Source organism: Vreelandella indica (assembly GCF_037070225.1).
Classification (GTDB): Bacteria; Pseudomonadota; Gammaproteobacteria; order Pseudomonadales; family Halomonadaceae; genus Vreelandella; species Vreelandella arctica.
Map to the genome: position 1 here is coordinate 24,120 of NZ_JBANSO010000002.1, position 26,691 is coordinate 50,810.

The following is a 26,691-nucleotide window of genomic DNA, read 5'->3' on the forward strand; positions in this document are numbered from 1 at the left end:
AGCATGAACACATGGCTTACAACGATTCACGTATGGCACGTCCCCAGTCGGGCGGCGTTGCTAATAGTGTTAGTACTAACAAGGTGTTGCGAAACACCTACGCGCTACTGGCAATGACACTGCTGTTTTCGGCAGTAACCGCAGGTGCCGCAGTTGCACTTGGTATTCAACAGATGAACATCTTTGTGTTCTTCATTGGTGCCTACGGCCTGATGTTCCTTGTCCACAAAACCGCTAACTCTGCAGCGGGTTTGCTGACAACGTTTGCCTTCACCGGCTTCATGGGCTTTACGCTAGGGCCGATCCTTTCTGCCTACTTGACCCTGCCTAACGGCGGTGCGCTGATTATGAACGCGTTGGCCATGACCGGTCTGACGTTTGTGGGTCTATCAGCGGTAGCACTAACCACCAAGAAAGACTTTAGCTTCTTGAGCAACTTCTTGATGGCAGGCGCCATCGTGTTGATTCTTGCCATGATTGCTGGGTTCTTCTTTAACATTCCTGCGCTTTCACTGATGGTATCGGCTGGTTTTGTGCTGTTTGCTTCAGCTGCCATCCTGTATCAAACCAGCGAGATCATTCACCGTGCTGGCGAGACCAACTATATTCTCGCCACCGTGACGCTCTACGTTTCGATCTACAATTTGTTTGTGAGCCTGCTTTCAATTCTGGGTATCATGAGCAACGATTGATCTCTGGCAGCGCTACTAGATGATATGACAGGCCCTATTTTTAGGGTCTGTCTTTTTTTTAGGGCCACCGTCACTAGGTATTAACAACTAGGTATTAAAATGATGCAGTACGGCTTATTGGTAATGGGCGCACCGTACAGCAGCCCGGCCCCTCACTCTGCATTGCGTTTTGCCCATGCCGTGCTGGCGCGTGGGCATCAACTCGCAGGTGTTTTTTTCTATCACGACGGCGTTCATAATGCCTCTTCTCTGATGGCGCCACCGCAGGACGAACTCAATATGCGCGACGCCTGGGCTGAGCTGCACCAGCAACATGCGGTTCCCCTGGATGTCTGTATTGCCGCTGCTCTGCGGCGTGGGTTGATGGATGAGTCGGAAGCGCAGCGTCATGGAAAACAAGCGTTTAATCTCTCTCCTCCCTTTGAGTTGACCGGTCTTGGCCAGTTGCTTGAGTTCCAGCAACGTGCTGATCGCCTCATTACCTTTGCTTGAAAGGAGACCCCATGACGACGCCCAATGCGCTGTTAGTGATTATTCGACACGCTCCTCACAACTCAAACTGGTTGCGTGAAGGGTTAGATGCTGCCTTGGTGGCTGCGGCATTTGGCCAGCCCGTGCATCTACTGTTCATGGGGCAGGGGATACTGGCTTTGTTGAAAGAGCAGGGCAGTGGGGCTGCTGGGCAAAAAGCGACGCTGCCCACTATCGACATGTTGGAAATGTACGATATTGAGAAACTATGGGTAACGGAAGAGGCATTGCAAGGCATGCACTTAACCACGGATTCCCTAGTAGAAGGAGTTACTCTCCTAGCGGAACAGCAAGTGCCAGGGTTATTGCAACAGCACAGCAACATTCTTAATTTTTAGTGGGGCCACTATGATTCTACACATCCTCACCAAAGCGCCTGATAGCAGTGCAGCTGCTCAAATGCAGCAGGCAGTAGGGCCGCAGGATAGCGTGCTGTTGATTGAAGAAGGAGTCACTGCTGCGCTTGCCCCTGCTTGGGCGGCTTGGGAGCAGTGCCCTTCACGAATCTTCCTGTTATTGGAGGATCTGAGGTCACGTGGCCTTGCCAGCATTGCGGCCGAGCACCAATTGCCTACTCTGGAGATGGACGGCTTTGTAGCCCTTACGGAGCAATACACAAAGACAGTTACTTGGTATTAACTCATGTTAGATTCAAAAATATACCGTTATCTTGATTCAGAAAAAAAGTGGGGGCTAGACCCAGAAGGTTACTTAGTTAATCAGTCAGAGTGGAGCGATACCGTCGCTAGCCTGATGGCAGAAGAGGAAGGCTTGCCGCTTACGCCTGCTCACTGGGAAATTATTGAAGTCGTTCGGGCATTCTACCAACGCTACGAAATGGCACCGGCCATGCGGCCACTCGTCAAGGCAACGAAAAATGCGTTGGGAGAGGAGAAGGGGCGTTCGATTTATCTTATGCAGCTCTTTCCTGGCAGCCCGGCAAAAAGGATTGCCCGCCTAGCCGGGCTGCCCAAGCCTACCAATTGCCTATAACGCACTATTTGCGTTTCCTACGCCACGTCGCCACGGGTACAAACTGACAGCACCACTGCGTCGTCTTGGCTGGTGGAAACGAGCGCATGCCCCATGTCGCTATCAAAGTAGATGCTGTCACCTTCTGCCAGTACCAATGGGGCGTAGAATTCGGTGTAGAGCATGATGTCGCCATGCAGCACCATCAAGAACTCTTCGCCATCATGGCGCACCCACTGGTGATACGCGTCAAAGCTGCGTGCCCGCACAATGGTTTTGAAAGGAATCATACGTTTCTGGGCTAGTTGATGCCCCAGCAGCTCGTGCTCGTAAGTCGGCGTAGGGTGCAGCTGACCTTTTCCTTTCCGGGTTAAATCGCGCCGCCCCATGGTGTAACGCTCCCGCTTGGGCGGTGTCAGCAGTTGGGGGAGGTCGATGTTAAGACCGGTGGTCAGCTTCTGTACCACGCTGAACGTAGGGGAAACCTGATCGTTCTCGATTTTAGAGAGCGTCGAGCGGGCAAGCCCCGTGCGCTGGCTAACGTCTTCCAGGGTCCATTGATTGGCAAGACGGATTTGCTTGAGCCGTTCGCCCAGGCGCAGCGGCTCAACAAACGGTTTGCTTCCCGATGCGATACGCAGCGCGGCATGGTGTTCAGAAGTAGCGGTCATAAATTGTCAAATCGGCTGCGTTGGCTTGGGCTGGAAGTCGCCCATGATATCACAGCCTTCAGGCCGCCAAGAGTGGTTGCCAATCAGATGCCAGCACTAGGGGACCTCTGCAAAGGGCAGACCCAACAGCGCTTTGAGATGCGCCTCTACACCACTGGCCAGCGACTTAGGGTTATAGCCCCCCTCAAGAACCGAGACAATGCGATTGTCGGCATAGAGTGTCGCGATCTCCATTGCCAGGTGCGTTACCCAATAGAAGTCTTCATCCTCCAGACAGAGATCCCCCATTGGGTCATCCCGGTGGGCATCGAACCCAGCGGAAATCATGACGAGATCGGGCTTGAAGGCGTGCAAGGCAGGCAGCCAATGGTTTTCCACTACGCGACGGAACTCGCGTCCGTCGCTACCCACTTCCAGCGGCGTATTGACGACGTTTTGCCACTCGCTGCGCAAATAGCGCCAGGGGTAAAATGGGTATTGGAAACTGGTGCAGATCAGCACCTCAGGGTCATTTTTGAAGATATCTATGGTACCGTTGCACTGGTGTACATCAAAATCGAGGATCGCAATACGTTTGGCGCCATACTTGGCCTTGGCATGAGCCGCGCCCACGGCAATATTGTTGTAAAAACAGAACCCCATGGCATCGCTGGCTTCGGCATGGTGGCCGGGCGGCCTTACGGCACAAAATACGTTATCCGCCTGACGTTTAAATACCTGGTCAACACCACGAATGACCGCCCCCGCAGCCACGCGCGCGGCTTTCAGGCTGTTTGGATTCATCATGGTGTCGCTATCTAGCGTAACAATGCCCTCGCTGGGCAAGCACTTTTCCAGGGCGCGCAAATGACGCAAGGGGTGTACCCTAGCCAGGGCTTCTTCGCAGGCTTCTTTGGCATCTGCCTGCATGGTCTGCTGTAATAGACCAGCAAGCGATAGGCGAGCGCGAATAGCCTCCAGACGCTGAGGGCTTTCGGGATGCTCCGGCCCCATATGGTGCAATGAGCAGTCTGGGTGGGTAAGGTAGGCGGTAATCATTCAAACGCTCCATTATTATTGATGCCACCTTAATCGCCTCCATGCCCTACGCGACAGTGTCAATAAGTCGTACAGCCGCTATTTAGTCAGGGGAGACTCGTTCGTGAGCACGCGCTTTTTACACCATTTCTTTGAACCTCATACACTAGCGGTGTTTGGCGCCTCTGAAAAGTCCTCATCGCTGGGCGGTTTAGTGCTGAGAAATATTCAAGAGGGCGGCTTCAAGGGGGCGCTCTGGGCGGTCAATCTCAAGGGGTACCCGCAGGTATTCGGCGCCCCCTGCATGAGCCGGGTGAGTGAACTGCCTGAGGTACCTGATCTGGCTGTGGTCTGCACGCCTATCGAGGGCGTGCCTGATCTGATCAAAAAGCTTGGTCAGCACGGCGTCAAGGCTGCCCTGGTGCTCTCCGGAGGCGCCTATCTGGATCGCGACAAGGGCAACAAGGGCTCGATTCGCGAACGCATGCTGAGTGCGGCACGCGTCTCCGGTATTCGTGTGCTGGGCCCGGAGTGCATGGGGCTGATTGTCCCGGGTAAAAAACTCAACGCCTCGTATGCCAGTCAGCCGGTGAAGGCAGGTAAGGTCGCCTACCTTGGCCAGTCCGGTATGCTTGCCAATGCGATGATCGATTGGGCCGCGGGGCGGGATGTCGGCTTTTCACATCTGATTACGGTTGGCGACAGCGTTGATGTGCTGCTGCCGGATCTAATCGATTACGTTAACCAGTTTTCTCCCGCGCAAGCCATATTGTTGCATCTGGAGCGGATCAGTGACGCTCAGCACTTTATGACCGCCGTACGTGACGCCTCACGCAACCGTTTGGTGCTGGCCATCAAAAGCGGCCGTACACCAGAGTCGGATATTTCCGGCATGGCACCGACGCCTGGTATCGCCAACCGCGACGTGGTGTTTGATGCCGCTTTTGCCCGTGCGGGCGTTGTGCGGGTTGATGACTCCGACGAACTGCTCGACGCGCTGGAAACCCTCTCGCGAATGAAGCCGCTGAAGGGCGACCGCCTGGCGATTGTCTCGAATGGTTTAGGTCCTGCCATGCTGGCCATCGATAAATTGATCAGTGCCGGCGGCAAATTGGCTGAATTTAGCGCCGAAACCCAGGCTGCGCTACACCGTAGCGAAGTCGATATGAGTAAACCAGGCGAGAATCCGGTGGACCTGGGCGGTAACGCCTCACCCGAGAGGTTTGTCCAGGCACTGGAGATTGTCGCGTCCGACGCCAACGTAGACGCCGTATTAGTGGTTCATGCCCCCACCCGCATGGCCCCTTCGCTGGTGACGGCCCAGGCCTTAATCGATAACCGCAAGAAGTTTCGCCGCAACCTGCTGACTAGTTGGATGGGCCTAAAAGAGGCACTCAACGCCAGACACGCCTGTAATCTAGCCGGAATTCCGACCTATATTTCGCCTGAAAAAGCCGTCAAGGCGTTTATGCATATGGTGATTTACCAGCGCGTTCAGGCACTGCTGCAGGAAATCCCGCCCAGCTTGCCGTTTTCAACCAGCCCGGAAATTCGTGCCCAGTGCCGCATGTTGATTAAAGGGGCAAAAGAGCAGGGCAGGCAAACGCTGACCCACTCGGAAACCGCGCAGGTGCTTGAGGCGTATGGCATTCCAACCGCGCCGAGCGTCTATCTAGCCAACCCGGACGAAGCGCTTGCCCGAGCGACCGAAATCCCCGGCACCAAAGCGCTTAAGGTGGTTCATGAAGGCAACTGCCGCCCTTATCGCTACCGTAAACATCCGCATAAAATTTCGGCAGGCCTGCTGCAGGATTTGGAAACACCCGAACAGGTTGCTGAGGGCGTGCGGCGGCTGGGCGAGAAGGTCGCCGAGAAATTCCCCGAGTATGCGATACGCGAATACTGTTTGCAGCCTATGCAGCGTGGCAAACACTCAATGCAAATTTGCGCCGGTATCACTCGCGACCCTGTGTTCGGGCCCCTGATCGTCTTTGGTATCGGCGGCTACAAGGTTAACGTGCTGGCTGACCGCCAAGTAGCGCTGCCACCGCTTAATATGAGCCTGGCAGCCGATGTGGTGGGCCGAACCCATGCCGCTTCGCTAATCCGTGAACACTCCGCTGATCCTGATCGCGATATACAGCACCTGTGCCAAATGCTGGTGAAACTATCGCAGATGGCATCGGATTTGGGCGATTTGCGTGGGCTGGAAGTGAACCCATTGCTGCTCAATCGCGATGGCATGGTCGCTGTGGATTTCGCCATGGATCTTGGTACGCCGTCGCGTTTTGCGATCATGCCGTATCCAGAAGAGCTGCGTGAATGGGTGACACTCAAAAATGGCTGGAAGGTGGAAGTAAGACCAATTCGCGCTGAAGATGCCCACTTGATTACCACCTTCCACCGCCAGTTGTCGGAAGAGAGTATTCGCTTCCGCTACTTCCACAATAAGTCCAATCTTACTCAGCGCGATCTGTCGATCCTGTCGCATATCAATTATGACCGCCAGATGGCGTTTATCGCCGAACACTTGAGCGAAGATGGCAGCAAGGAAATGCTAGGGGTAGTGCGGGTTTGGAACGACCCGGACAATATCCGCACCGAGTTTTCGGTCATCATTCGTGATGATCTACAGGGGCTGGGCATTGGCAGCCTGCTGATGAATAAGATGATTGCTTACTGCACCAACATCGGCACGCTGGAAATGATCGGCAAAATCATGGTCGACAACCACCCGATGCGGGCCTTGATGAAACATCTGGGATTCAAGAGCCGTTACAACATGGAAGAGCAGGTCATAGATGCCGTGCTGCGTCTCAACGAACCCGAAAGCGAGTGGCAGCGGCACCGCCTGGAAAGTTTGCCAGACTAAGATGCACAACCCAAAAGGCCTGCGTTTTATCGTCAGGCCTTAGGCGTATCGTGTTGGTTTATGGCGCCAGCCGGAAGCGGCCCCATTCGCCACCATCGCGGCGTTCAAAGCGCAGCCGGTCGTGCAAGCGGCTAGGCTGACCCTGCCAAAACTCGATCATTTCCGGTTCGACGCGATAGCCACCCCAATGGATAGGGCGAGGGATGTCCTGACCATCGTAGGCTTGCTCGAAACGGTTTTGGCGCTCTTCGATCCAGTTGCGATCGGGAATCACAACGCTCTGAGTCGCAATCCACGCGCCTAGCTGGCTGCCGCGTGGGCGGCTGGCAAAGTACTCGTCGGACTCTTCGGCTGACACCGGCTCAACGGGGCCTTCGATACGCACCTGACGAGAGAGCGAAGGCCACCAGAATGTCATGGCAGCGAAGGGGACATTGCTCAACTCGCTGCCTTTATGGCTATGGTAATTGGTAAAAAAGACCATGCCACGCTCATCAAACCCTTTTAATAGTACTACCCGGGCGTGGGGCCTGCCTTGGCTGTCAACGGTGGCAAGCGTCATGGCGTTACCATCCTTGCCCTCTTTTTCCAGCGCAAGAGTGAACCACTCATCGAATAACACGAATGGATCGTCAGGTGCCTGGGATTCATCAAGCCTGCCGCCTTCATAATCACGCCTGATATCGGCTATATTACGTGTCATCGAATGCTTCTCCCTTGAATTTAATCCATGTTCGCTGGTCTGCCTTTAAAGCTCAAGTGATCGCCATCAATGAATGTTTAACGCAACTATTCACGACGGTCACTTCTCCCGTAGAGACAAACTTGGTTGCGACTAACTGTCCCGCATTCTATGAGAAAGTTAGAATTAATGCGAAGCTGTCTCACCCATACGGGCTCACCACCGGTTAGCTCATCACTGCTGATAGAGGAAAGGGCTATGCGTGGCAAGGTAGCAATTGAAGTATGGGATAGTTGGATGCGCCTGTTTCACTGGGGATTGGTGCTGGCAGTGTTGATCTCATTTTATACCACCAAGACCAGCGGTGCGCCTTTTCTCTTTCCCATTGAGGTACACGCCCAGGCAGGTTACCTGATACTCGGGTTGCTTGTCTTTCGCTGGTTATGGGGCGTGCTGGGTAGTGTCTATGCGCGATTCAAGACATTTTTGTATCCACCGGCTAAAACAATGGCCTATTCAAAGGCACTCATCCAGCGAAAGCCGAGTGCTTATGCCAGCCATAACCCGTTAGGCGGCTGGATGGTGGTGATCATGCTGCTCTCGCTCACTTTTCAAGCAGTCAGCGGTCTGTTTTTGAGCGACGACATCTTTTTTCAGGCGCCACTCTATGGCTTGTTTGGGGAAGGGGCTAGCAGCCAGTTGCGAACCTTGCATCAGTGGAATAGCGATCTCTTGATCATCTTAATTGGGCTGCACTTGGTCGGGTTGGTAGTCCATCGGCTGCTTGGAGAGCCGCTGTTAGCGGCGATGCTGGGAGGTACCAAGCGCTTTCACCAGCAGCCGATCGATGCTCACAATGAGCCGTTAACTGCCTCCATGCTGCGTTTACGAGCGCTGGGTGCTCTGCTAATAGCTGCTGGCGTCGTCGTATGGCTTTGGTTTTAACGGCTATTTATTGGCGTAGCTGACGACTACGGAAACGCGCATAGCCCATGCACCCCGCAAATAGAGCCAGCGAAACGGCCGCTTCTAACAGCCCGCGCATACTTTGCCCAGGCAACGTTGCCAGCATTATCCCCTGGGTAAAATAGAGCAGGCTGACAAATGCCAGCCACGCATGACCACGTGCTCGCTGGCCAATGATAGAGGGCAAGAACAGTACCAGGGGCAGGACAAAGGCTAACACCGGGCGCCAGTTAAACTCGTCGCCTTGTACTAGAAAGCCTCGGTAAATAACTAGCACCAATAAAATAGCAAAGCTGGCCAATACCAGTTGGCGGCTTCGCTGTGTGAGCTTATCAATCCCATGACGGGCTTCTACGTCTTCTAACCACTGTCTCATAATGCCTCCTGACGCATAGCGTGCAGGGCGAGGGCGAGCCGCGCTATGCGTTTGCCCTGGGCCACGCATAGCCCACGCTCGTGCTCGTCCACCGAGCGATCGCTGCGCGTACCGGCCAAGTGGCTGGCACCATAGGGCGTGCCGCCAGTGCGGGTTTCCAGCAGCGTGGTTTCACTGTACGGCACGCCCGCATAGACCATGCCATGATGTAGGAGTGGTACCAGCATGGTCAGCAGTGTGCTTTCTTGGCCACCGTGCAGGCTTGATGTCGAGGTGAAAGCGCAGGCGGGTTTATCAATCAGCGCACCGTTCATCCAGAGGCTACTGGTAGAGTCGATAAAATATTTCAGCGGCGCGGCCATGTTGCCAAACCGTGTTGGGCTACCGAGCGCCAGTGCACTGCAGTTACGTAAATCGTCTAAGTCAGCGTAGACCGCGCCCTGTTCAGGAATCTCGGGATCGACGGCTTCACAGGTGGTTGAAACCGGTGCCACTGTTCGCAAGCGCGCCTGAATACCGGGCACACTTTCTACACCTGCGGCGATTTGCTGCGCCATAGTGGCCGTTGCTCCAGAGCGGGAGTAGTAGAGCACCAAAACGTACGGAGTCATTTCACTCATCATTATTCCTGGCTAGGATCATGGAAGCTGTCACGCAAATAGCACATAACATGGTTGCCTATGGTACCAGAGCTATTGGTAAGTCCGCGTCCGGTACAAACGTATTTTCTAGCACCGGTAAACGCAGATAAACCCAGGCGCGGGTGCCATCGCTGAGGGTTATTTCCATTCGTTCATAGCGAATACCCAGCCGTTCATAGCGGTCAAGGCGGGCCAGTTCATCAGCATCCACATGGAGCAGCAGGCCTTCTACATCACTCCCAGGCTGGGGGGAAAGGTCCAGTCCATCTCGCTGGTAGTCCTCAAGAACGGCCTTTTCAGGGGCGCCGAAGCTGCCCATAACCACCAGGCGAATGGGCGCATAGCGCAGCGTGCCGTATACGAAGACCTGATGAGGGCGCTGTTCGATGTCGGCCAGATCCTCCGGGCGGTCGTAAAACCACGGGCTCAGCATGGTTAACCATAACCATCCCGCTAGACTGAGCAACCCCACACCAGCGATAACAAAAAGGCGTTTAAGCCACACCATTTTAGCCAAACCAAAGCGCCTCGGATTGATGATGAAAAAGTGGCTGCATAGCTTGGCGTGCCAACGTGGTGAAAACAAGCTCTATAATTTAAGCCCCATGTTTTGAGCGCTATGCTTCACATCCTGAGTAATCGACTTATTTTATCTGCTTAAGCAAAGTGGTCAGATTTGCTAGGCTATCTCTGTAACATAGATGGTCTTTTGATCCTGCCGGAGGAGCCTGCAATGAATCAGCCACTTCGTGATGATATGGATTTTCGTGATCTAATCGGCGACGTTAAGCCACTACCACCAAGCAATCGTGCAGACCCTGGCGCTAATCGCAAAAGGCCTTCTGAGGCGCAGCTGGCTCGCCGTGAATGGGCGGAAGAGGAGATGGGGGCGCGCAACTTTCTATCCGATGACTTTGTCGACCTGCTTCCTCCGTTCGACCCGATGGAGTATCGGCGTGAGGGTATTCAACAAGGCGTGGTCGATAAATTAAAGCATGGCGGTTATAGCGTTCAATCACAGCTGCATCTGCTGCGGCGACCCTTGAGTGAGTGCCGCCGAATGCTGTTCCCGTTCATTCAGGAAGCCTATGCCCATGACTTGCGCTCAGTCATGATTGTTCATGGCCGGGGGCGCGAAATCGACAGCCCTGCCAACGTGCTGCGTTCTTATCTTGCCAAGTGGCTCAGCCAGTTTGAGGAAGTCCAGGCGTATGTGTCCGCCCAGTCTTCAGAAGGGGGGCTAGGCGCCACCTGGGTCATGCTGCGCAAGAGTGACCGTGCCAAAGCCAATAACCGCGAACGCCAGCAGAAGCGACGAGGCTAATCTGTTGGCCTAACCGTCAAAAGGACAGCAAAAAGGGCAGCCGAAGCTGCCCTTTTATGTCATTTTAAAACTACTCGCTAGCGGTTAAGCGGCGTTCAAACAGCGCCTGACGCTCTTCCACATCAGGCTGGTAGCGAACGCTGATAAAGCTTAGCGCACGCAGGGCATCTTCTGGGTGCTGATCATCGCGCAATGCCATGCTCGAAAACCCGCAGCGTCGCATGTAGTCCAGCTGATCTACCAGCACATCGCCCACGGCACGAACTTCGCCCTCATAACCGTAGCGCTCGCGCAGCAGGCGCGCCAGGCTGTAGCCACGCCCATCGGTGAAGGCAGGAAAGTCAATCGCAATAGCCTGGGCGTTGCCAAGCTGCTGCGCCAACTCGGCTGTCAGTTCGGTGTCGCTGGTGAGCAGTGGCGCCAACTCGGCATCCTCCTGATTGGCTTGCCACAGCGCCAGCGGTACAAACGCCGGGCGCTGTTCAGGAAGCGTTTCCACATCGTAGGAGACACACCAAGCGTTCTCTGCCGCTAGCTCGCCGTTAGCTATCAAATGATCAACATGTACTGGCGTCTGCTCAACTGCTTCAGTTTGCGTCTCATCTGTTTTATTAGGCTCAGGGCTATTAGGCATAGACACGCTCCTTAAAGGGTTTTAAGCCAATACGGCGATAAGTATCCAGGAAGCGCTCGTCTTCATGGCGCTGCGCCACATAGACTTCTAATACTTTTTCGACGACATCCGGCACGTCAGAGCGGAAAAATGATGGGCCTAGAATTTTACCCAGTGACGCATCATCGGTGGAGTTACCGCCAATGGAGATCTGGTAGAACTCTTCGCCTTTTTTATCGACGCCTAAGATACCGATATGCCCCACGTGGTGGTGGCCACAGGCATTCATGCAGCCGGAAATATTCAGATCCAGCGGGCCAAGGTCGTAAAGGAAATCCAGATCTTCAAAACGCTCCTGCAGCGCTTGAGCGATGGGGATAGACACCGCATTGGCTAGGCTGCAGTAGTCACCGCCAGGGCAGCAGATAATATCGTTGAGCGTACCGACCGTAGGATTAGCCATGCCCAGCGCATCAAGCTCTTTCCACAGTGCTTCCAGCTCATCGACCGGCACGTCTGAAAGCACCAGGTTTTGCTCGTGAGTAACGCGCACTTCACCAAAACTGTAGCGATCGGCCAGATCAGCGACGGCTTCCATCTGATCAGCGGTCACATCGCCAGGCGCATGTTCACGGCGCTTCAAGGAAAGCGTGACGGCTTTATAACCAGGCACCTTATGATCCGAGACGTTGTTTGTCACAAAGCGGGCGAAGCTGCGATTCTCAGCACGTAGTTGATCAAACGCTTCAGTGGCGTTTTCCGCCACCGGGCGACGCTCCGGCTCGGGGAAGTGGCCTTTCGCGGCATCGACCGCGGCTTGGTTAAGCGTCTGAGGGCCGTCTTTCAAGTGCGCCCACTCTTCATCGACGCGGCGGCGGTATTCTTCGATGCCTAACGCTTTCACCAAGATTTTAATCCGCGCCTTGAACTTGTTGTCACGACGGCCGAACTGGTTGTAAACCCGCACACAAGCTTCCAGATAGGTCAGCAGGTGCTGCCAGGGCAGGTCTTCACGTACCACGTCCGCAATCATGGGCGTGCGGCCAAGCCCACCACCGGCCAAGACTTTGATGCGCAGTTCGCCATCGGCATTGCGCCATAGGCGTAGGCCAATATCGTGTACCTGAATCGCAGCGCGATCTTGTGCGGCACCGCTGACGGCGATTTTGAATTTACGCGGCAAATAGGCAAATTCAGGATGCAGGGTAGACCACTGACGAATCAGCTCGCACCAGGGGCGCGGGTCTTCCACTTCATCATTGGCGATACCAGCAAACTGGTCGCTGGTCGTGTTACGGATACAGTTGCCGCTGGTCTGAATTGCGTGCATTTGTACTTTGGCCAGATCTGCCAAAATATCCGGCACATCCTCAAGGGCGGGCCAGTTCAGCTGTAGATTCTGTCGTGTGGTGAAGTGGCCGTAACCACGGTCATAACGACGAGTAATCTCAGCAAGGGCACGTAGCTGATTACCCGCCAGCATGCCGTAAGGTATCGCAATACGCAGCATGGGCGCATGGCGTTGAATATAGAGACCGTTCTGCAACCTTAATGGGCGGAACTCTTCTTCACCCAAACGCCCAGCGCGGTAGCGTTCCATTTGGTCGCGGAACTGAGCGACACGCTCATCAACCAGTGTTTGGTCGTGAATATCATAACGGTACATGTGGCACGATCCTGCTAAAAAGCGAAATGGTCACGTTGAGACGGACGTTAATGTAGCGTCACCTTAACGCGGGCGTCATATTCTACAAAAGAATATATAATTATCTTTTTATCACTAAAAGCTATTTAGATGATAATCAAACAAAGGGCTGGCCAAAAGACCGGCGGTTAGGCAGCGGGACTAGACAGCCAGCGCGACCCAACGGCGACGTTGCCATACCCATAAAAATCCGACTGAATTAATCAAGCGGTAAAGTAGCTGCATCAGCCAGATACCCAGCAACCCGTATTCAAGACTGATGCCTACCCACCAAGCCAACGGCAGAAATAGCAGCCACTGCATCCCCAGGGTCAGCAGCATAACGGTACGCTGAGCCCCCGCACCCATCAGCGCCTGGGCAAGCACCAATGCTGCCGCATCGAATACAATCATCACGCCGGTTAACTGCAGAGGCAGGGCCCCAAGGGTTACTAGCGCCTGATCGCTGAAAAACAGGCTCAATACGTACGCTGGCAACAGCAGCATGGGTAATGCCAGCAACAGCAGCAGCAACCAAGCGATTGTTAATGCATCCAAGCCCCAGCGATGAGCTTCTTGTTGGGCATCGCGGCCTAGCGCTTCACCGACTAAGCTCATCGCGGCTACCCCAACGCCCACGCCCGGCAAGATCAGTAACAATGACAAATTAACCAGCACATGGCCAACCGCGACACTAGCGGTTCCTAGCTGGCCTAACAGCCAAAATAGTACCGCGTAGCCCGCTGCAAATAAAAGCTGCTGCATTGAATGAGGCACGGCAAGGCGTAGGGTAGTGCGTAGCGTGATCAGGCACGGTAATTGAGTCAACACGGATGGCAAGGATACATGCGTTGTCGTCACCCAATACCACGCCATCAAGCCTGCCCACAGCGATAGCGTAGTGCCCGCACCAGCACCATTAGGCCCCAAGGCGGGTAAACCTGCCAAGCCATAAATCAACCCGGCGCTTAGCCCCACATTGAGCAGGTGAACCACCACGATGATACGCAAATAGAGGTGTGTCTGCTGGCGTCCATTCCAGTAGCCGCGAAAACAAAGCGTCAAAGCGATGGCCGCCAGCGACACGACGCGCCAACGGAAATAGTCGACGGCAACGCCGTGTACGTCCCGTGCGTCAGTGATCAAGCCAATCAGCAGCGGTGCCTGCCACCATGCCCACAGGGAAAGCGGTAGGGCCACGGCAAGACCGAGCACCAAGCCTGACTGAAGCGGGTGGCAGAGCCCTGATCGGGCCGCGCCCAAGCGTTGCGCGGTTTGCGATTGCACACTGGAAGAGAGGCCAAACACGACCGCGCTTAACATGAACATGGCGTAACCACCCACGCCTACGCCGGCCAGTGCCACGTCACCCAAATGACCGACCAGGGCAGCATCGACCAAATTGAGCACGCTTTGCGACAGCATGCCCAACATGATGGGAAAGGCCAGGCGTAATACCCGGCCATGGCGTTGTGCAAACGGCAATGGTTAGCTCGGGTCGTAGGAGAGCACCGGCGAGAGCCAGCGCTCCATTTCCTCAAGGGGCATCTGCTTACGGGCGGCAATAGCCTCTACCTGATCCCGTGTGATTTTGCCCGTCGAGAAGTACTTCGACTGGGGATGCGCAAAGTACCAACCGGAAACCGCGGCCGCTGGCCACATGGCAAAGTTTTCAGTCAACGCCAACCCGGTATTTTCAGTCGCGTCCAGCAGCCGGAAGAGGGCCGCTTTTTCGGTATGATCCGGGCAGGCGGGGTAGCCAGGGGCAGGGCGGATGCCCTGATATTTCTCGGCGATCAGAGCATCGTTGTCCAGCGTTTCATCCGGCACATAGCCCCAGAACTCTTTGCGAACGCGTTCGTGCATACGTTCGGCAAAGGCTTCCGCCAGGCGATCCGTTAATGCCTGCACCATGATGGCATTGTAGTCATCACCGGCCGCCTCATACGCTTTGGAGAGCTCATCGACACCGTGACCGGTAGTGACTGCGAAACCACCAATCCAGTCGGGTTTGCCGCTCTCTTTCGGCGCAATAAAATCGGCCAGGCTATAGCAGATACCGTCGCGTCCTTTCGTTGTTTGCTGACGAATGTGGAATAGACGTTCAATGACTTCGCTGCGCGACTCGTCGGCATACACCTCGATTACGTCATCATCCACGCTATTAGCGGGCCATAGTCCGATGACGCCGCGGGCCTGCACGCGCTTCTCTTCTACCAACTTGCGCAGCATGACTTTGGCGTCTTCAAACAGATTGCGGGCTGCTTCACCTACCACCTTGTCGTCAAGAATCTTGGGATACTTGCCCGCCAGTTGCCAGCTCATGAAGAAGGGGGTCCAGTCGATGCGCTCAATCAATTCTTCAAGATCGTAGTCGTCGAACGTTTTTAGCCCCAGCATATTGGGTTCGGCTGGGGTATGAGCGTTCCAGTCGGTGCGGAAGCGCCGCTTGCGCGCCTGGGTGTAATCCAGGTCCGCTGCTTTGGGGCGGCGCTTGGCATTACGCTCGCGGACCTTTTCGTACTCTTCACGAATTTCAGCGACATAAGCGGCTTTTTGATTGGGTGCCAGCAAACGGCCTGCAACGCCCACCGCGCGCGAGGCATCGGTAACGTAAATCACTGGGTGCTCGTACTGCGGCTCTATTTTCACCGCGGTATGCGCTTTAGAGGTAGTGGCACCGCCAATCAATAAGGGGAGATCCATGCCACGACGTTGCATCTCTTTAGCCACGTGCACCATTTCATCCAGCGACGGAGTAATCAGCCCGGAAAGACCAATAATATCCGCGTTGTGATCTTTGGCCGCCTGCAGAATCTTATCGGCGGCCACCATGACGCCCAGATCAATTACTTCGTAGTTATTACACTGCAGCACAACGCCAACGATGTTTTTACCGATATCGTGAACATCGCCTTTGACCGTGGCCATGACGATCTTGCCTTTGGCTTTGGTCTCTTCGCTTTTCTCAGCCTCGATATAAGGAATCAAGTAGGCCACGGCCTGCTTCATGACTCGTGCGGACTTGACCACCTGAGGCAGGAACATTTTTCCGTCGCCAAATAAATCGCCGACGACATTCATGCCGTCCATCAACGGGCCTTCGATGACCTCGATAGGGCGCTCAGCCTGGGCGCGGGCCTCTTCGGTGTCATCTTCGATATACACCGTAATCCCTTTAACCAGCGCATGCTGAATACGTTTGTTAACCGGCCAACTGCGCCACTCAAGGTCTTCTTTTTTGGGAGCGCCGCTGCCGTCGCCTTTGTACTTGTCGGCAATATCCAGCAGGCGCTCGGTGCCATCGCTACGGCGGTTGAGCACCACATCCTCAACGGCATCGCGCAGCTCGGCGGGGAGGTCGTCATAAACGGCGAGCTGGCCCGCGTTAACAATCCCCATGGTGAGGCCAGCGCGGATCGCATGATAAAGAAACGCTGAGTGAATCGCTTCGCGCACCGGATTGTTGCCACGAAACGAGAACGAGACGTTCGAAACGCCGCCAGATACCATGGCGTGGGGCAGGTTGTCGCGAATCCACTGAGTGGCTTCGATAAAGTCGACTGCGTAGTTATTGTGCTCTTCGATCCCGGTGCCGATGGCGAAGATGTTCGGGTCGAAAATGATATCTTCGGCGGGGAAGCCAATTTCATCGACCAAAAGGCGGTAGGCGCGCTGACAAATTTCGGTTTTTCGCGCAAAGGTGTCTGCCTGGCCCTCTTCATCGAACGCCATCACCACAATGGCAGCACCAAAGCGACGGCATTTGGTTGCCTGTTCACGGAAGGCGTCTTCTCCTTCTTTGAGCGAGATGGAGTTCACCACCGCCTTGCCTTGAACGCACTTCAGGCCGGCTTCGATGATCTCCCACTTGGAGGAGTCGATCATGATCGGCACACGGGCGATATCGGGCTCACCGGCGATCAAGTTAAGGAAGCGCTCCATGGCTGCCTTGGACTCGAGCATGCCTTCATCCATATTGATATCGATGATCTGGGCGCCGTTCTCTACCTGCTCAAGGGCAACTTCCAAGGCGGTGGTGAAGTCTTCCTCTACAATCAGGCGCTTGAAGCGCGCCGAGCCGGTGACGTTGGCACGCTCGCCTACGTTGACGAACAGTGAGTCGGCCTCAATATTGAACGGCTCAAGACCGGATAAACGGCAGGCGCGGCTGCGCTCGGGAATAGAGCGCGGCGCCATATCCCGAACGGAATCAGCAATCGCGCGAATATGTTCAGGTGTGGAGCCACAGCAGCCGCCGATAATATTGACCAGCCCGCTAGATGCGAACTCACTGACGATCTCGGACATCTCTTCCGGTGTTTGGTCGTACTCACCAAACTCGTTGGGAAGACCCGCGTTGGGGTGCGCTGAGACGAAGGTGTCGGCCTTGGTGGAAAGCTCTTCCAGGTAAGGGCGAAGCTCTTCGGCGCCTAAGGCACAGTTCAAGCCAACGGATAACGGCTGGGCGTGGCGCACCGAGTTCCAGAACGCTTCGGTGGTTTGGCCGGATAGGGTACGGCCTGAAGCATCGGTAATCGTGCCGGAGATCATTACCGGCAAGCGTTCGCCGCGAGCGTCAAACAGCTCTTCCAGGGCATAGATAGCCGCTTTGGCGTTGAGCGTATCGAAGATGGTTTCAATCATGATCAGATCGGCACCGCCAGCAATCAGGGCTTCCGCGGCTTCGTAGTAGTTCTCGCGCAGCTCATCAAAGGTGACATTGCGCTTGGCCGGGTCATTAACATCCGGCGATAGCGACGCGGTGCGCGAAGTGGGGCCTAACACCCCAGCGACATAGCGGGGCACGCCGGTTTCGGCGGCAACAGCATCACACACCTCGCGGGCGAGACGCGCTGACTCGCGGTTGAGTTCCACCACCAGCGCTTCCATACCGTAATCGGACTGAGACAGCTGGGTGCTGTTAAAAGTATTGGTCTCGATGATGTCCGCACCGGCCTCTAAATAGTCGCGGTGAATCCGCGTGACAACATCAGGGCAGGTGAGCGCGAGCAGGTCGTTGTTGCCTTTGAGATCCGAGGGCCAGTCACTGAACCGTTCGCCACGAAAATCCTCCTCGCTCAGCTGGGCATTCTGCAGCATGGTGCCCATGCCGCCGTCCAGAATTAGGATACGTTCGGCAAGGCGTTGGGTGAGGGTTGCGGTCAAAGCACTATCAGCCATGGCAGGGGGAGTTCTCCAGCGTCACAGTCGTCAAAGGGGATGTTGTTATCGTCGGAAAAGCAGTATCTGTCGTAATAAGGCGCATAATGATAACAAAAGGCATAGCAAAAGGCGCCCCCAGGGAGCGCTATACGGTGCATAAGCAAAGACAATCAATACACGCATTTGAGAAACAGCATTTAAATAGTCTACTAAAACAGTCGGGATTGTGTCAGCGCGCCGTTTTGCTTACCATAGTGACAAATGACATGTGAAGTGGCGTCCGCCACTACCACGGGAGGAAGACAGCCCTCATGACCACGACTAGTGAAGCAGATACTAAAATCGATACCCAAGGTATTGATATTACAGATAGCGCGCAAGAATACTTGGCAGAACTGCTGGAAAAGCAGAATGTTGAAGGTATCGCCGTACGCATCTTCATTACCCAGCCGGGCACGCCTTACGCAGAGACCTGCTTGGCTTACTGCCGTCCGGGTGAAGAAGAGCCGACGGATGTGCTGCTAGAACTCGAGAAGATCAATGTTTATCTCGACAAAAACAGCTTGGCCTTTATGGAAGACGCGGTGGTGGATTTCAACGCCGACCGTATGGGCGGCCAGCTAACCATCAAGGCGCCCAACGCCAAGATGCCCAAGGTAAATGCGGATAGTCCGCTGGAAGACCGTATTAACTACGTGCTTTACAGCGAGATTAACCCAGGGCTCGCGGCCCACGGTGGGGAAATCAAGCTGGTTGAGCTGACTGAACAGCAATATGCTGTCTTAGCTTTTGGCGGCGGTTGCCAGGGCTGCGCAGCGGTTGATTTAACCCTTAAGGATGGCGTTGAGAAGACGTTAATGGAGCGAATCCCTGAGCTTGCGGGTATTCGCGACGTGACCGACCATACCGATACCACCAACGCCTACTACCGCTAAATTTAAATGCAATACCACGATACCAAATCAGAAAAGTCCAGCCTCGTGCTGGGCTTTTTTTGTGCGCGAGCCTACGGTTTTGGCTAAAGTTTGCTAGCTATATTAACGCTTTGGCGTTGGCTGTTTATCTTCCAACGAGGAGGGCAAATCAGTTAACTGCTGCTGGAGTGCTTCCATTCGTGCCCAAAGTTTCTCCTGCCAGGCGTGTTGTAGCGCTGTTTCCTGATCTGCATGCTGTTGCGCTTGGCGTTTTAACGCCGACTGCGCTTCCTCAAACTGCTTTGCAAGTGCCTGTTGCTGCTTTTCCAACGCGCTGTTTTGCTGCTGAGCCTCACTAAGCTGCTGATCCCGCTCGCCGGCTTCCAGCTGTAGTTTATGTAATGCCTGCTGCCTTGATTTTAACTCTTGGCTTAATCCTTCAATCCGCTGCTCTGCCTGCTGGAGCCGTTTCTGGAAACTCTTTTCTTCTTGTGCACGTGCCTGCTGGGCGCTATCCAGCATCGCCATCAACCTCCCTTCAGCCGCTTCGTGACGCTGCTCTTCTTGTAACAGTCGCTGTTCCCAGGCTGCTTGCTGTTCGTTGAGAGCAAGGTGATGGGCTTCGCGCTGCGCTTCTGCCTGACTCTCTAACTGTTGCTGAACTTGCTTGAGTTGTTTGGCCTCTCCTTGCGACGCTTCGGCCAACTGATGCCAGTGGCGTTCATTGGTTTGGCTGGCGGCTAGTTCACGATTAAGTGCCTCCATTCGTTGCTCAATGTGACGTAAGTGCTCGGCCAGGGCGCTTTCACGCTGCTCGGCGTTTGCCGCCTGCTGTTTAGCTTCTTCCGCTAATCGCTGAGCGTCCTCTACCTGTCGATTGGCATCTTCGCGGTAGTGGAGCAGCGTTTGATTGGCCACGTTTTGTGCCTCACGCCACAGCTCGCTGGCCATGGTGACGACCACTTCCGGCACACCTTTGGGTGGCGGCACATCACGATTTTTTTCGCGCTCGCTGCGCCAAAGGCGGAAGTGATCACTAATCGTTGTAAAGCTGCCAGTGCCCAACACATCGCGGATACGCTGCACGCTGGGTGTGTCACCACGGGCGAGCAACTCATCAATGGCGTGTTGAACATCGCTGTACTGAATGCCGTTGCGGGCCATATGACATCCTTGCTGGGAATTTTATAGCCGCCATTGTCGGTACTTAAGGTTTAAAAAGCAATTATTACGTATTACATAATACGTAATTTTATTTATTAAATAGGCTATAAATTCAAGATTACCCGTCTTATCTTGAATTTATGCCGCTACAACGGCACACTCTGAGGGTCGGCAACGATTCTGACGAAATCCTCCAAAATGTGCCTTAACCTATTGTATTTAAATTATTTTGGCGTTGTAGCTCATGGGTGAAACCTGCCGATCAAAATCAAGCGTATAATCGCCAAATCGGTTGATATGGTCCGTGCGGTATGGGGCCAGCCCTTTGAGAATATCGTGATCAATATGATGACCGCGCTCTTTGAGATCTTTAAGGGTTAACGTCATCGACTCCACATTGTGAAGAATGACCAGGTTGGCCACCAAGTGGTTATATTTGATCACCTTCCGTTGCTCGTGACGGATATTCTCGGCGATCACCCCCTCGCCGCCGAAGAACAGCCATTTCACGAACTGGTTGAACTCTTCCGTTTTGTTCGTCTCCGCATGAATGGTTCGCCGCAACTCCACGCTGCCAATGTAGTCCAGAAGAAAGGTTGTCCGAACGACCCTCCCCAGTTCCCGGAAAGCAAAGTAGAGTTTGTTCTTGAGGCTTGCGGTACCTAAACGTCGCAGTACCGTGGACGGTGCGATTTTTCCAGCCTTAATCGATAGCGCCACCCGGAGCATGTCCGGCACATGGGTTTCAATCAGTTTCCAGTTGATAGTCTCGCTGAACAAAGCATTGATGTGCTCATACCGTTGGCGTTTGTCAGACTTGTAGAACACCAGCTGCTTCAGATTCCGGATGCGGGGCATCAGGTTGATACCCAGCAGGTAAGCCAACCCGAAGACGGGCGCACTTTGCGCCTGAGTATCGCCATGCAAGGTGTCAGGCTGGATATCGGAATCGTTTTTGATTAGCCCGTCAAGGATGTAAATGGCCTCATAAACGCCGCAAGGGATGAAGTGGCTGAACAGCGCGATGTATTTGTCGGAGACGTGGTAGTAGCCCACCCCGCCGTAGCCACCGTACCGTATGTGGTATTCCGATAGCAGATTCTGTTCGTACAGGTTCCATTTTGTGCCATCGGCGGCAGCCCGCTGGCCAGTTCCCCAGTGTCGCGGCAGCCGGTAGCGGTTGTAGGCATTGATAACCTGCACAATGGCCTGCTCCAAGCGCTCTTCGGTGACATGCCGCAGGTTGAGCCAGGACACCTGCCGGCGATTAAGTGTCGTGATGGATCGGGCGGTCTGAGTTGGCCCGAGATTGCAGCCATAGCAAAACAAGGTCGAAACAAAGCGGGTACGGGGGTCTTCCAGCTTGCTCTCAAACCCGGAAAGTGGTCCAAAGCGTTTGTGGAGGCCCAGCCATTTTTCGGCTTCCACCAGGATGTCGAGGATATTCTTTTCGGGCAAATTCTGGGATAACTGCTTGTCGATCTCAGCTAACCCATCCGGAGGCGCCGTACGACGGTGCTTCCGGATCACCAGCTCTTCACCATGGAAGACGGCGTATTCATTCTCCGGGAAGCCACGGTCAATGCGGTCGGCCGTTTCGCTCAACCGAGAGTGGGCTTGTGCCACAAAAGCGGCTGGATCGGATTCGATATCAATCATCGCACTGTAGTCCGCTATCTGGGCATCATAGACTTTCCAATCCACCAGCTGATCGCGGTAGTCACTATACTGGTCGCTGTTCGCGACCGCGAGATCGCCGGAAATCAGTTCACGCTTCACCTGTGTCAGTACGCCCAGCTCGAAATACTTCCGGTAGACCATGCCGGGCGGTAGCTGGCTTGGCCCCGACCCCAATACCAAACGGCGCCAACGCTCCGGTAGCCAAGACACGTCGACGGGTTGAGTACTGAGCACAAGGCATTCCTTACGGCTGTGCCGGTGCTTTTTCAGAGTCGCAATCGCCTCAATCAAAGATTGATCGTGGCTGGTTGCCGCCAGATCCAGTAGTTCAAGGCAATTGAATAACAGGGGGCGTAACGGGCGGTAGGGTTGCAGCATGAACGGGATGAAGTTATTGCCAGCATAGGCCATGTGTTCCTCACACTCTGCCAGTAATTCATCAGGATCGCTCTGGATGGCAGCCGCCACTCGGGCACCTCGCTCGGAGTCCGTTGGCGCTTCCTGGACGGCGGTCAGTACGTCACGCAGTTGAGCCACCAGCCTGTCCATGCGTTTCATGTGATCCAGGTGATACTGGTTCAGGTTGGCTTCTGCCTTGGTCTTGATGTTGCGCATCTTGCGAACAAAGATGTCGACCGCATCGTCCATCGCGCGACGCAATTGGGCATGGACCAGCAGAACCATCAAAGCGTAGCGTTTGGTGCTTTGCATGGCCTTGATGTTGGCCGCGCCCAGCGCTCGTGCTTCCAGTATGAAGTGGTGATATTTGGCGGCGGGAATGTGATCAACAGCGGGCAATTGTTGACACCAACCCTGAAGCCATTCCAGGTGCTGAAGATACTTCTTCACTTCCGTATTGGTCGGCTTTTTGGGTTCCTGTTTCAACTTATGCCAACTGGTATGAGGGGAATCATCCGGCACTTGCAGCAACTGGTCAAATTCGTTTTTTTGATGCGCTGTCAAACCCACATTGAGCGTCCGAAAGTAACCGGTATTGACCGTGCTGCGAGCCTGACGCGCGGTCCGTTGCAACGTTGAAAAACCCGGTAACTCAAAACGCTGGCGCACCAGCTCTTCAATCACCACATTGATGATGTCCGCCAGGTCCTGCTTGGTGGTGGCCGCTTCACGCGCTAGTTCCCGTACAATTGCCTTGCCTTCAACGGTGAACGCCTTGATGCCCACCTGTTGACGAACCGTCTCCAGCATCCGCTGACGGGCGCCGCCATTGCGGTCGTAGACCCTGAGCTGGCTCAATGCGAGATGTGAAAGGTCGTCGCACGCCAGAATGTGCGTTGTAATGGATTGGGGAACGGCTTTGAGATGGACAAAGTAGCCCAGACGCTGCACTGTTTTCAGGAGAATGAGTAGGGCGCCACGAGCAGCCGGAGTTCGACCGTGCTTTCGGGCAAAGGATCGTTCCTGGGTAGAGGGTGTATAAATTTCTGCCAGTTCTTGATCCGAGACCACCGCCTTCAATCGCGGATAGGCGGTTTCATGGAGGCTACTCATACGCAGTCCTTCGCTATGGGGTTCCAGTGAAAGGCATTAGCCCACAGTACTTTCGCTCTTGAGGGGGGCATTGCTTATAGTAGGCAGCAATTCGTCAAGACCAAAGGAACCGCCCGTTATTTTGTGAACGCCACGCTCGCTTTACGTTACGGGATTATTCGGTCATCGATCGCCGGTTCCCCGATTTATTGAATCGTTACACCACACCGCAGACTGATTCGAGCTATGGCCATTGAGCATCTTTCCCCCCCCACTGATCATTCACACCTACCAACGCCTTTCTAGTGCCCAGCTAATCGCTCTGGCAGGGACCGGGCTAACGACGGTGGCGCTGGCGCCGCTGGCCCATGACTGACGGGCGGCAGTGCGGGCCAGGTGCTCGGCATTGCGCTGGCCCTGAAGATGATTGCCTACGCCCTAATAGCACCTCTGTTTGGGGCTGTTGCCCAAAAACTTCCCCGCCGTACTCTGCTGGTCACACTGGACATTCTGAGGGCCTGCGGGGTTGCCCTTTGTCACTGAGGTTTGGCAGGGGGCCCACTCTGGCTAGGGTAGGTACAAAATTTTCGCCCAACCCCTTCATGTAATGACGCAATTAAGGGGCACGAGATATTGCCCTCTTGGGCGCAGCACCGATCAACCATGGCGCTCAGTAAAACCTCAATTTGCTGTAGCTTTTCGATCTTCCCACGTACGTCGTGCAACTTGCGCTCCGCGAGAGTGCTGGCTTCCTGGCAGTGGGTGCCGTCTTCGAGTCGGAGCAGGTCGCTGACCTCATCGAGACTGAAGCCTAACTGCTGCGATGTTTTCACAAAGCTCAACCTGCCGATATCGCTGGGACCGTAGCGTCGAATACCCCCGAGAGGACGCTGGGGCTCAGGTATTAACCCACGTCGCTGGTAGTAGCGGATGGTCTCAACTGAGACGTTCGCCGCCTTAGCCAGCCCCCCGATGGTCAATGAGTTCATTTCATCCGGCATTTGCCTTGACTCCGTAGTTGACTACGGCCTCAAGCTTAACCTATCGAACAAGGCCGTAGAAGGTGTAATTGCAATATCAGAGTTGAATTCCGAGTCACAATCCGGTCGCGAGTCGTTAATCGCAGGCGGGGTTGCAGCCTGCTCGCGTCGGCCTGCTGTCTGGGCACCTTGGCCCTGATCGCCCTGGGGGGTTCCGGTGCCTGGATCGGCAACCTGGCGAAGTCTGCGAGGTACCGCAAGTGCGCACCGCTTCGAGACACCCCGCTACCTAGGTATCGACGAGCTGTACCTGAACCGCCGCTACCTCTGCATCCTGACCAACCTGGAGGAGCGTACCTTGTTAGACCTGCTGCCCGGTCGTCAGCAGGAGGCAGTGACGAAGCGGCTCATGAGCATGACCGAGCGCGACAAGATCGAGATCGTCAGCATGGACATGTGGAAGCCATATCGCCGTGCCGTCCAGGCGGCGCTGCCACAGGCCCGCATCGTGGTCGATAAGTTCCATGTTGTGCGTATGGCCAACGAAGCCCTGGAGAAGGTCCGCAAGGGGCTCAGGAAGGAGCTGAAGGCCAACCAACGCCGAACCCTCAAGGGTGACCGGAAGACCTTGCTGAAGCGGGCTCACGACGTCTCCGACCGCGAACGTCTCATCATGGAAACCTGAATGGGGGCCTTCCCCCAGCTCCTGGCAGCCTACGAGCACAAGGAGCGGTTCTACCACATCTGGGACTGTGCCAGCCGGCGAGATGCTGAGCAGGCGCTGGCTGCCTGGATTGACGACATCCCAGTCACCAATGCCTTCACGGAGTCGATCAACCGGCTGGCCAAGGACAAGAACCGCGATGGCCGGGGCTACTCATTCGAGGTGATGCGGGCCCGGATGCTCTACACCACCAAGCACAAGAAGAAGGTGCCGCAGACCAAGGAATCCCCCTTCCTGGGCAAGGCCACCATGACCTACGGCATGGGTCTACCCGAGCCCGAGAAGAACTTCGGTGTCGATCTATCAACCTTCTGGGAAAATTAAGATATCGGTGGGCCTACAGGGATCGTCAACCAATTAATCCGGATACCCATTTTCTAATGGCCACAGCTTGACCGTATCTCAAATGAGATGCGCAATAGCGTCATGTATGACACTCGGATAATTTATCATGGCTCACACTTCAATGCTGGGTAACGGAGGACGAAGGTGAGCAACAATTATGCGGTCACCATTGTATGTGCTGGCCTGGATGATGTTCTCCGGGGTAAATTCTTGGAGAGCGTGCGCGGCCCCCAGAATTGGGCAGTGGCCAGCGTCATCCGCCAAGTACAACTCGCCCTCCCGGTGTTTATAATTAATCACAAGTAGATGGCGCTTAGAAGGGCTGCACAGACGATCCATAGGGTGATAAATACCCCCGCTGCCATGCGGCTTACCGGACGCTCGGTGGCTTTGGCGGCGGTTTCTCGGTGCTCGCTTATTACCTCTGGCGGGATAAGCCTCACGACCAGCATGATTCCGAGCGGCACGATGATGATGTCATCCACGTAGCCGAGCACGGGAATGAAGTCGGGGATCAAGTCGATGGGCGAGACAGCATAGGCCGCGACAACCACCGCAAGCGCCTTTGCGAACCACGGGGTGCAGGGATCACGAGCGGAAAGCCAGACCGCGTGTACGTCACGCTTGATGGTTCGTGCCCATTGCTTGGCGTTCGAAACCAGTTTTATTGTCATAGTAAGTGTCTCTGTACGCTACGCATTACGGACGCGGAGCATAGCCAATGTCCCGGCCGCCATCAGCAGGGCCGCCAAGCCAAAGCCGAGAGTCGGCGAGACTGCGGTCCACACCAAACCGACCGTGGCGCTGGAGACGAACTTGGCCGTCCCGTTGACCGTCCCCAGCGCACCATAGCTGATCATCAGGGTGTCGGCCTGCACCATTTCGGCTGTCACCGTGGACTCCAACGCTTCCTCGACAGTGACGTACAAGCCAGCGACGAAGAAGATGACGGCGAGCAGCGGCACGCTGTCTACCGAAAGCCAGAAGGCCAGTGCTGTCAAAACGGCCGTGAGCGTTCCCAGAACATACCCGCCGACCAGCATGGGGAGATGGCCGAGGCGATCCGCCATAGCGCCGACCGGGTAGGACATCGCGACCTGCACTTGCCGACGGTGGTCATCGGTGCCATGAATTCGTGACAAACCTGATTTTGATTCAGTGTAGTAGGTCATGGTCAAATAATCAC

At 55.0% G+C, this 26,691-nt stretch carries 26 protein-coding genes and 1 pseudogene; 12 read left to right on the forward strand and 15 right to left on the reverse strand.

The features are described 5' to 3' along the window. The first annotated feature begins 11 nt into the window (after window positions 1-11). From V8L71_RS01730 to V8L71_RS01750, 5 genes are all read left to right on the forward strand, one after another. Window positions 12-692 (forward strand): Bax inhibitor-1/YccA family protein, encoded by a 681-nt coding sequence (locus tag V8L71_RS01730; RefSeq protein WP_336273056.1) that lies wholly within the window; start codon window positions 12-14, stop codon window positions 690-692. A 102-nt stretch (window positions 693-794) separates the two neighbouring features. Beyond that, a complete protein-coding gene (tusD, locus tag V8L71_RS01735) occupies window positions 795-1,184 on the forward strand; it encodes a sulfurtransferase complex subunit TusD (RefSeq protein WP_336273111.1) in 390 nt (129 codons plus the stop codon). An 11-nt stretch (window positions 1,185-1,195) separates the two neighbouring features. After that, a complete protein-coding gene (gene tusC / locus V8L71_RS01740; protein ID WP_176302150.1) occupies window positions 1,196-1,561 on the forward strand; it encodes a sulfurtransferase complex subunit TusC in 366 nt (121 codons plus the stop codon). A 10-nt stretch (window positions 1,562-1,571) separates the two neighbouring features. Continuing rightward, window positions 1,572-1,862 carry a sulfurtransferase complex subunit TusB gene (gene tusB / locus V8L71_RS01745; protein ID WP_336273057.1) on the forward strand — a complete coding sequence of 97 codons (291 nt, stop codon included), beginning with the start codon at window positions 1,572-1,574 and terminating at the stop codon, window positions 1,860-1,862. Between the two features lie 3 nt (window positions 1,863-1,865). Next, on the forward strand, window positions 1,866-2,216 hold the full coding sequence (locus V8L71_RS01750; RefSeq protein ID WP_336273058.1) for a TusE/DsrC/DsvC family sulfur relay protein: 351 nt from the start codon (window positions 1,866-1,868) through the stop codon (window positions 2,214-2,216). A gap of 17 nt (window positions 2,217-2,233) precedes the next feature. Here V8L71_RS01750 and V8L71_RS01755 read toward each other — a convergent pair whose 3' ends face one another. Further along, the gene (locus tag V8L71_RS01755) at window positions 2,234-2,866 is read right to left on the reverse strand and encodes a helix-turn-helix domain-containing protein (RefSeq protein WP_336273059.1); all 633 of its coding nucleotides are present in this window, start codon (window positions 2,864-2,866) and stop codon (window positions 2,234-2,236) included. Between the two features lie 96 nt (window positions 2,867-2,962). Further along, window positions 2,963-3,904 (reverse strand): histone deacetylase family protein, encoded by a 942-nt coding sequence (locus V8L71_RS01760; RefSeq protein ID WP_176302147.1) that lies wholly within the window; start codon window positions 3,902-3,904, stop codon window positions 2,963-2,965. Between the two features lie 103 nt (window positions 3,905-4,007). Here V8L71_RS01760 and V8L71_RS01765 point away from each other — a divergent pair, with 103 nt between their 5' ends. Then, a complete protein-coding gene (locus V8L71_RS01765; protein ID WP_336273060.1) occupies window positions 4,008-6,755 on the forward strand; it encodes a bifunctional acetate--CoA ligase family protein/GNAT family N-acetyltransferase in 2,748 nt (915 codons plus the stop codon). A gap of 58 nt (window positions 6,756-6,813) precedes the next feature. Here V8L71_RS01765 and pdxH read toward each other — a convergent pair whose 3' ends face one another. Continuing rightward, complete coding sequence (gene pdxH / locus V8L71_RS01770) at window positions 6,814-7,458, reverse strand: pyridoxamine 5'-phosphate oxidase (RefSeq protein WP_008957939.1); 645 nt, start codon at window positions 7,456-7,458, stop codon at window positions 6,814-6,816. 237 nt (window positions 7,459-7,695) lie between these two features. Here pdxH and V8L71_RS01775 point away from each other — a divergent pair, with 237 nt between their 5' ends. Further along, window positions 7,696-8,382 (forward strand): cytochrome b/b6 domain-containing protein, encoded by a 687-nt coding sequence (locus tag V8L71_RS01775; protein ID WP_008957940.1) that lies wholly within the window; start codon window positions 7,696-7,698, stop codon window positions 8,380-8,382. A gap of 7 nt (window positions 8,383-8,389) precedes the next feature. Here V8L71_RS01775 and V8L71_RS01780 read toward each other — a convergent pair whose 3' ends face one another. From V8L71_RS01780 to V8L71_RS01790, 3 genes are read right to left on the reverse strand one after another with little or no spacing between them, the layout of a single operon-like run. Continuing rightward, the gene (locus V8L71_RS01780) at window positions 8,390-8,779 is read right to left on the reverse strand and encodes a DUF2069 domain-containing protein (RefSeq protein WP_008957941.1); all 390 of its coding nucleotides are present in this window, start codon (window positions 8,777-8,779) and stop codon (window positions 8,390-8,392) included. After that, entirely contained in the window at window positions 8,776-9,399 is a 624-nt protein-coding gene (gene wrbA / locus V8L71_RS01785; RefSeq protein ID WP_336273061.1) for an NAD(P)H:quinone oxidoreductase, read from the reverse strand. The genes V8L71_RS01780 and wrbA overlap by 4 nt, the downstream gene beginning before the upstream one ends. 58 nt (window positions 9,400-9,457) lie before the next feature. Then, entirely contained in the window at window positions 9,458-9,928 is a 471-nt protein-coding gene (locus V8L71_RS01790) for a gamma-glutamylcyclotransferase family protein (protein ID WP_336273112.1), read from the reverse strand. A gap of 225 nt (window positions 9,929-10,153) precedes the next feature. Between V8L71_RS01790 and smrA the strand changes: the two genes are divergently transcribed. Beyond that, the gene (gene smrA / locus V8L71_RS01795) at window positions 10,154-10,744 is read left to right on the forward strand and encodes a DNA endonuclease SmrA (protein WP_008957944.1); all 591 of its coding nucleotides are present in this window, start codon (window positions 10,154-10,156) and stop codon (window positions 10,742-10,744) included. Between the two features lie 70 nt (window positions 10,745-10,814). On the opposite strand, the gene V8L71_RS01800 is transcribed toward smrA, so the two are convergent. From V8L71_RS01800 to metH, 4 genes are all read right to left on the reverse strand, one after another. After that, window positions 10,815-11,378, reverse strand: a complete 564-nt coding sequence (locus tag V8L71_RS01800; RefSeq protein ID WP_336273062.1) for a DUF934 domain-containing protein — start codon at window positions 11,376-11,378, stop codon at window positions 10,815-10,817. Further along, entirely contained in the window at window positions 11,371-13,023 is a 1,653-nt protein-coding gene (locus V8L71_RS01805; RefSeq protein WP_336273063.1) for a nitrite/sulfite reductase, read from the reverse strand. The genes V8L71_RS01800 and V8L71_RS01805 overlap by 8 nt, the downstream gene beginning before the upstream one ends. A 180-nt stretch (window positions 13,024-13,203) precedes the next feature. Continuing rightward, window positions 13,204-14,475, reverse strand: coding sequence for an MATE family efflux transporter (locus tag V8L71_RS01810; protein WP_336273113.1), 1,272 nt, complete (start codon window positions 14,473-14,475; stop codon window positions 13,204-13,206). Between the two features lie 54 nt (window positions 14,476-14,529). After that, a complete protein-coding gene (gene metH, locus V8L71_RS01815) occupies window positions 14,530-18,225 on the reverse strand; it encodes a methionine synthase (protein WP_336273064.1) in 3,696 nt (1,231 codons plus the stop codon). 293 nt (window positions 18,226-18,518) lie between these two features. Between metH and nfuA the strand changes: the two genes are divergently transcribed. Then, window positions 18,519-19,142 (forward strand): Fe-S biogenesis protein NfuA, encoded by a 624-nt coding sequence (gene nfuA, locus V8L71_RS01820; protein ID WP_336273065.1) that lies wholly within the window; start codon window positions 18,519-18,521, stop codon window positions 19,140-19,142. A gap of 102 nt (window positions 19,143-19,244) precedes the next feature. On the opposite strand, the gene V8L71_RS01825 is transcribed toward nfuA, so the two are convergent. Next, window positions 19,245-20,285 carry a DNA-binding protein gene (locus V8L71_RS01825; protein WP_336273066.1) on the reverse strand — a complete coding sequence of 347 codons (1,041 nt, stop codon included), beginning with the start codon at window positions 20,283-20,285 and terminating at the stop codon, window positions 19,245-19,247. Window positions 20,286-20,504: 219 nt separating this feature from the next. Then, window positions 20,505-23,477 carry a Tn3 family transposase gene (locus V8L71_RS01830; protein ID WP_317507698.1) on the reverse strand — a complete coding sequence of 991 codons (2,973 nt, stop codon included), beginning with the start codon at window positions 23,475-23,477 and terminating at the stop codon, window positions 20,505-20,507. A gap of 232 nt (window positions 23,478-23,709) precedes the next feature. Here V8L71_RS01830 and V8L71_RS20715 point away from each other — a divergent pair, with 232 nt between their 5' ends. Continuing rightward, window positions 23,710-23,832, forward strand: a complete 123-nt coding sequence (locus V8L71_RS20715) for a hypothetical protein (protein ID WP_422822249.1) — start codon at window positions 23,710-23,712, stop codon at window positions 23,830-23,832. A gap of 160 nt (window positions 23,833-23,992) precedes the next feature. Here the strand turns inward: V8L71_RS20715 and merR are convergent, their stop codons facing one another. Further along, window positions 23,993-24,457: a mercury resistance transcriptional regulator MerR gene (gene merR / locus V8L71_RS01840; protein ID WP_063091985.1), complete on the reverse strand. Its 465-nt coding sequence runs from the start codon at window positions 24,455-24,457 to the stop codon at window positions 23,993-23,995. A 244-nt stretch (window positions 24,458-24,701) separates the two neighbouring features. Between merR and V8L71_RS01850 the strand changes: the two are divergent. Next, window positions 24,702-25,484, forward strand: a pseudogene (locus V8L71_RS01850) (ISL3 family transposase); the annotation flags it as partial. 165 nt (window positions 25,485-25,649) lie between these two features. Continuing rightward, window positions 25,650-25,811, forward strand: coding sequence for a hypothetical protein (locus tag V8L71_RS01855; RefSeq protein WP_157826481.1), 162 nt, complete (start codon window positions 25,650-25,652; stop codon window positions 25,809-25,811). Here V8L71_RS01855 and V8L71_RS01860 read toward each other — a convergent pair. Together V8L71_RS01860 and V8L71_RS01865 are read right to left on the reverse strand one after the other, a co-directional pair. Continuing rightward, window positions 25,802-26,179 carry a YkvA family protein gene (locus V8L71_RS01860; RefSeq protein ID WP_101146399.1) on the reverse strand — a complete coding sequence of 126 codons (378 nt, stop codon included), beginning with the start codon at window positions 26,177-26,179 and terminating at the stop codon, window positions 25,802-25,804. The genes V8L71_RS01855 and V8L71_RS01860 overlap by 10 nt on opposite strands. Before the next feature lie 18 nt (window positions 26,180-26,197). Then, window positions 26,198-26,677 (reverse strand): MFS transporter, encoded by a 480-nt coding sequence (locus tag V8L71_RS01865; protein WP_198556036.1) that lies wholly within the window; start codon window positions 26,675-26,677, stop codon window positions 26,198-26,200. Between the last annotated feature and the right edge of the window lie 14 nt (window positions 26,678-26,691).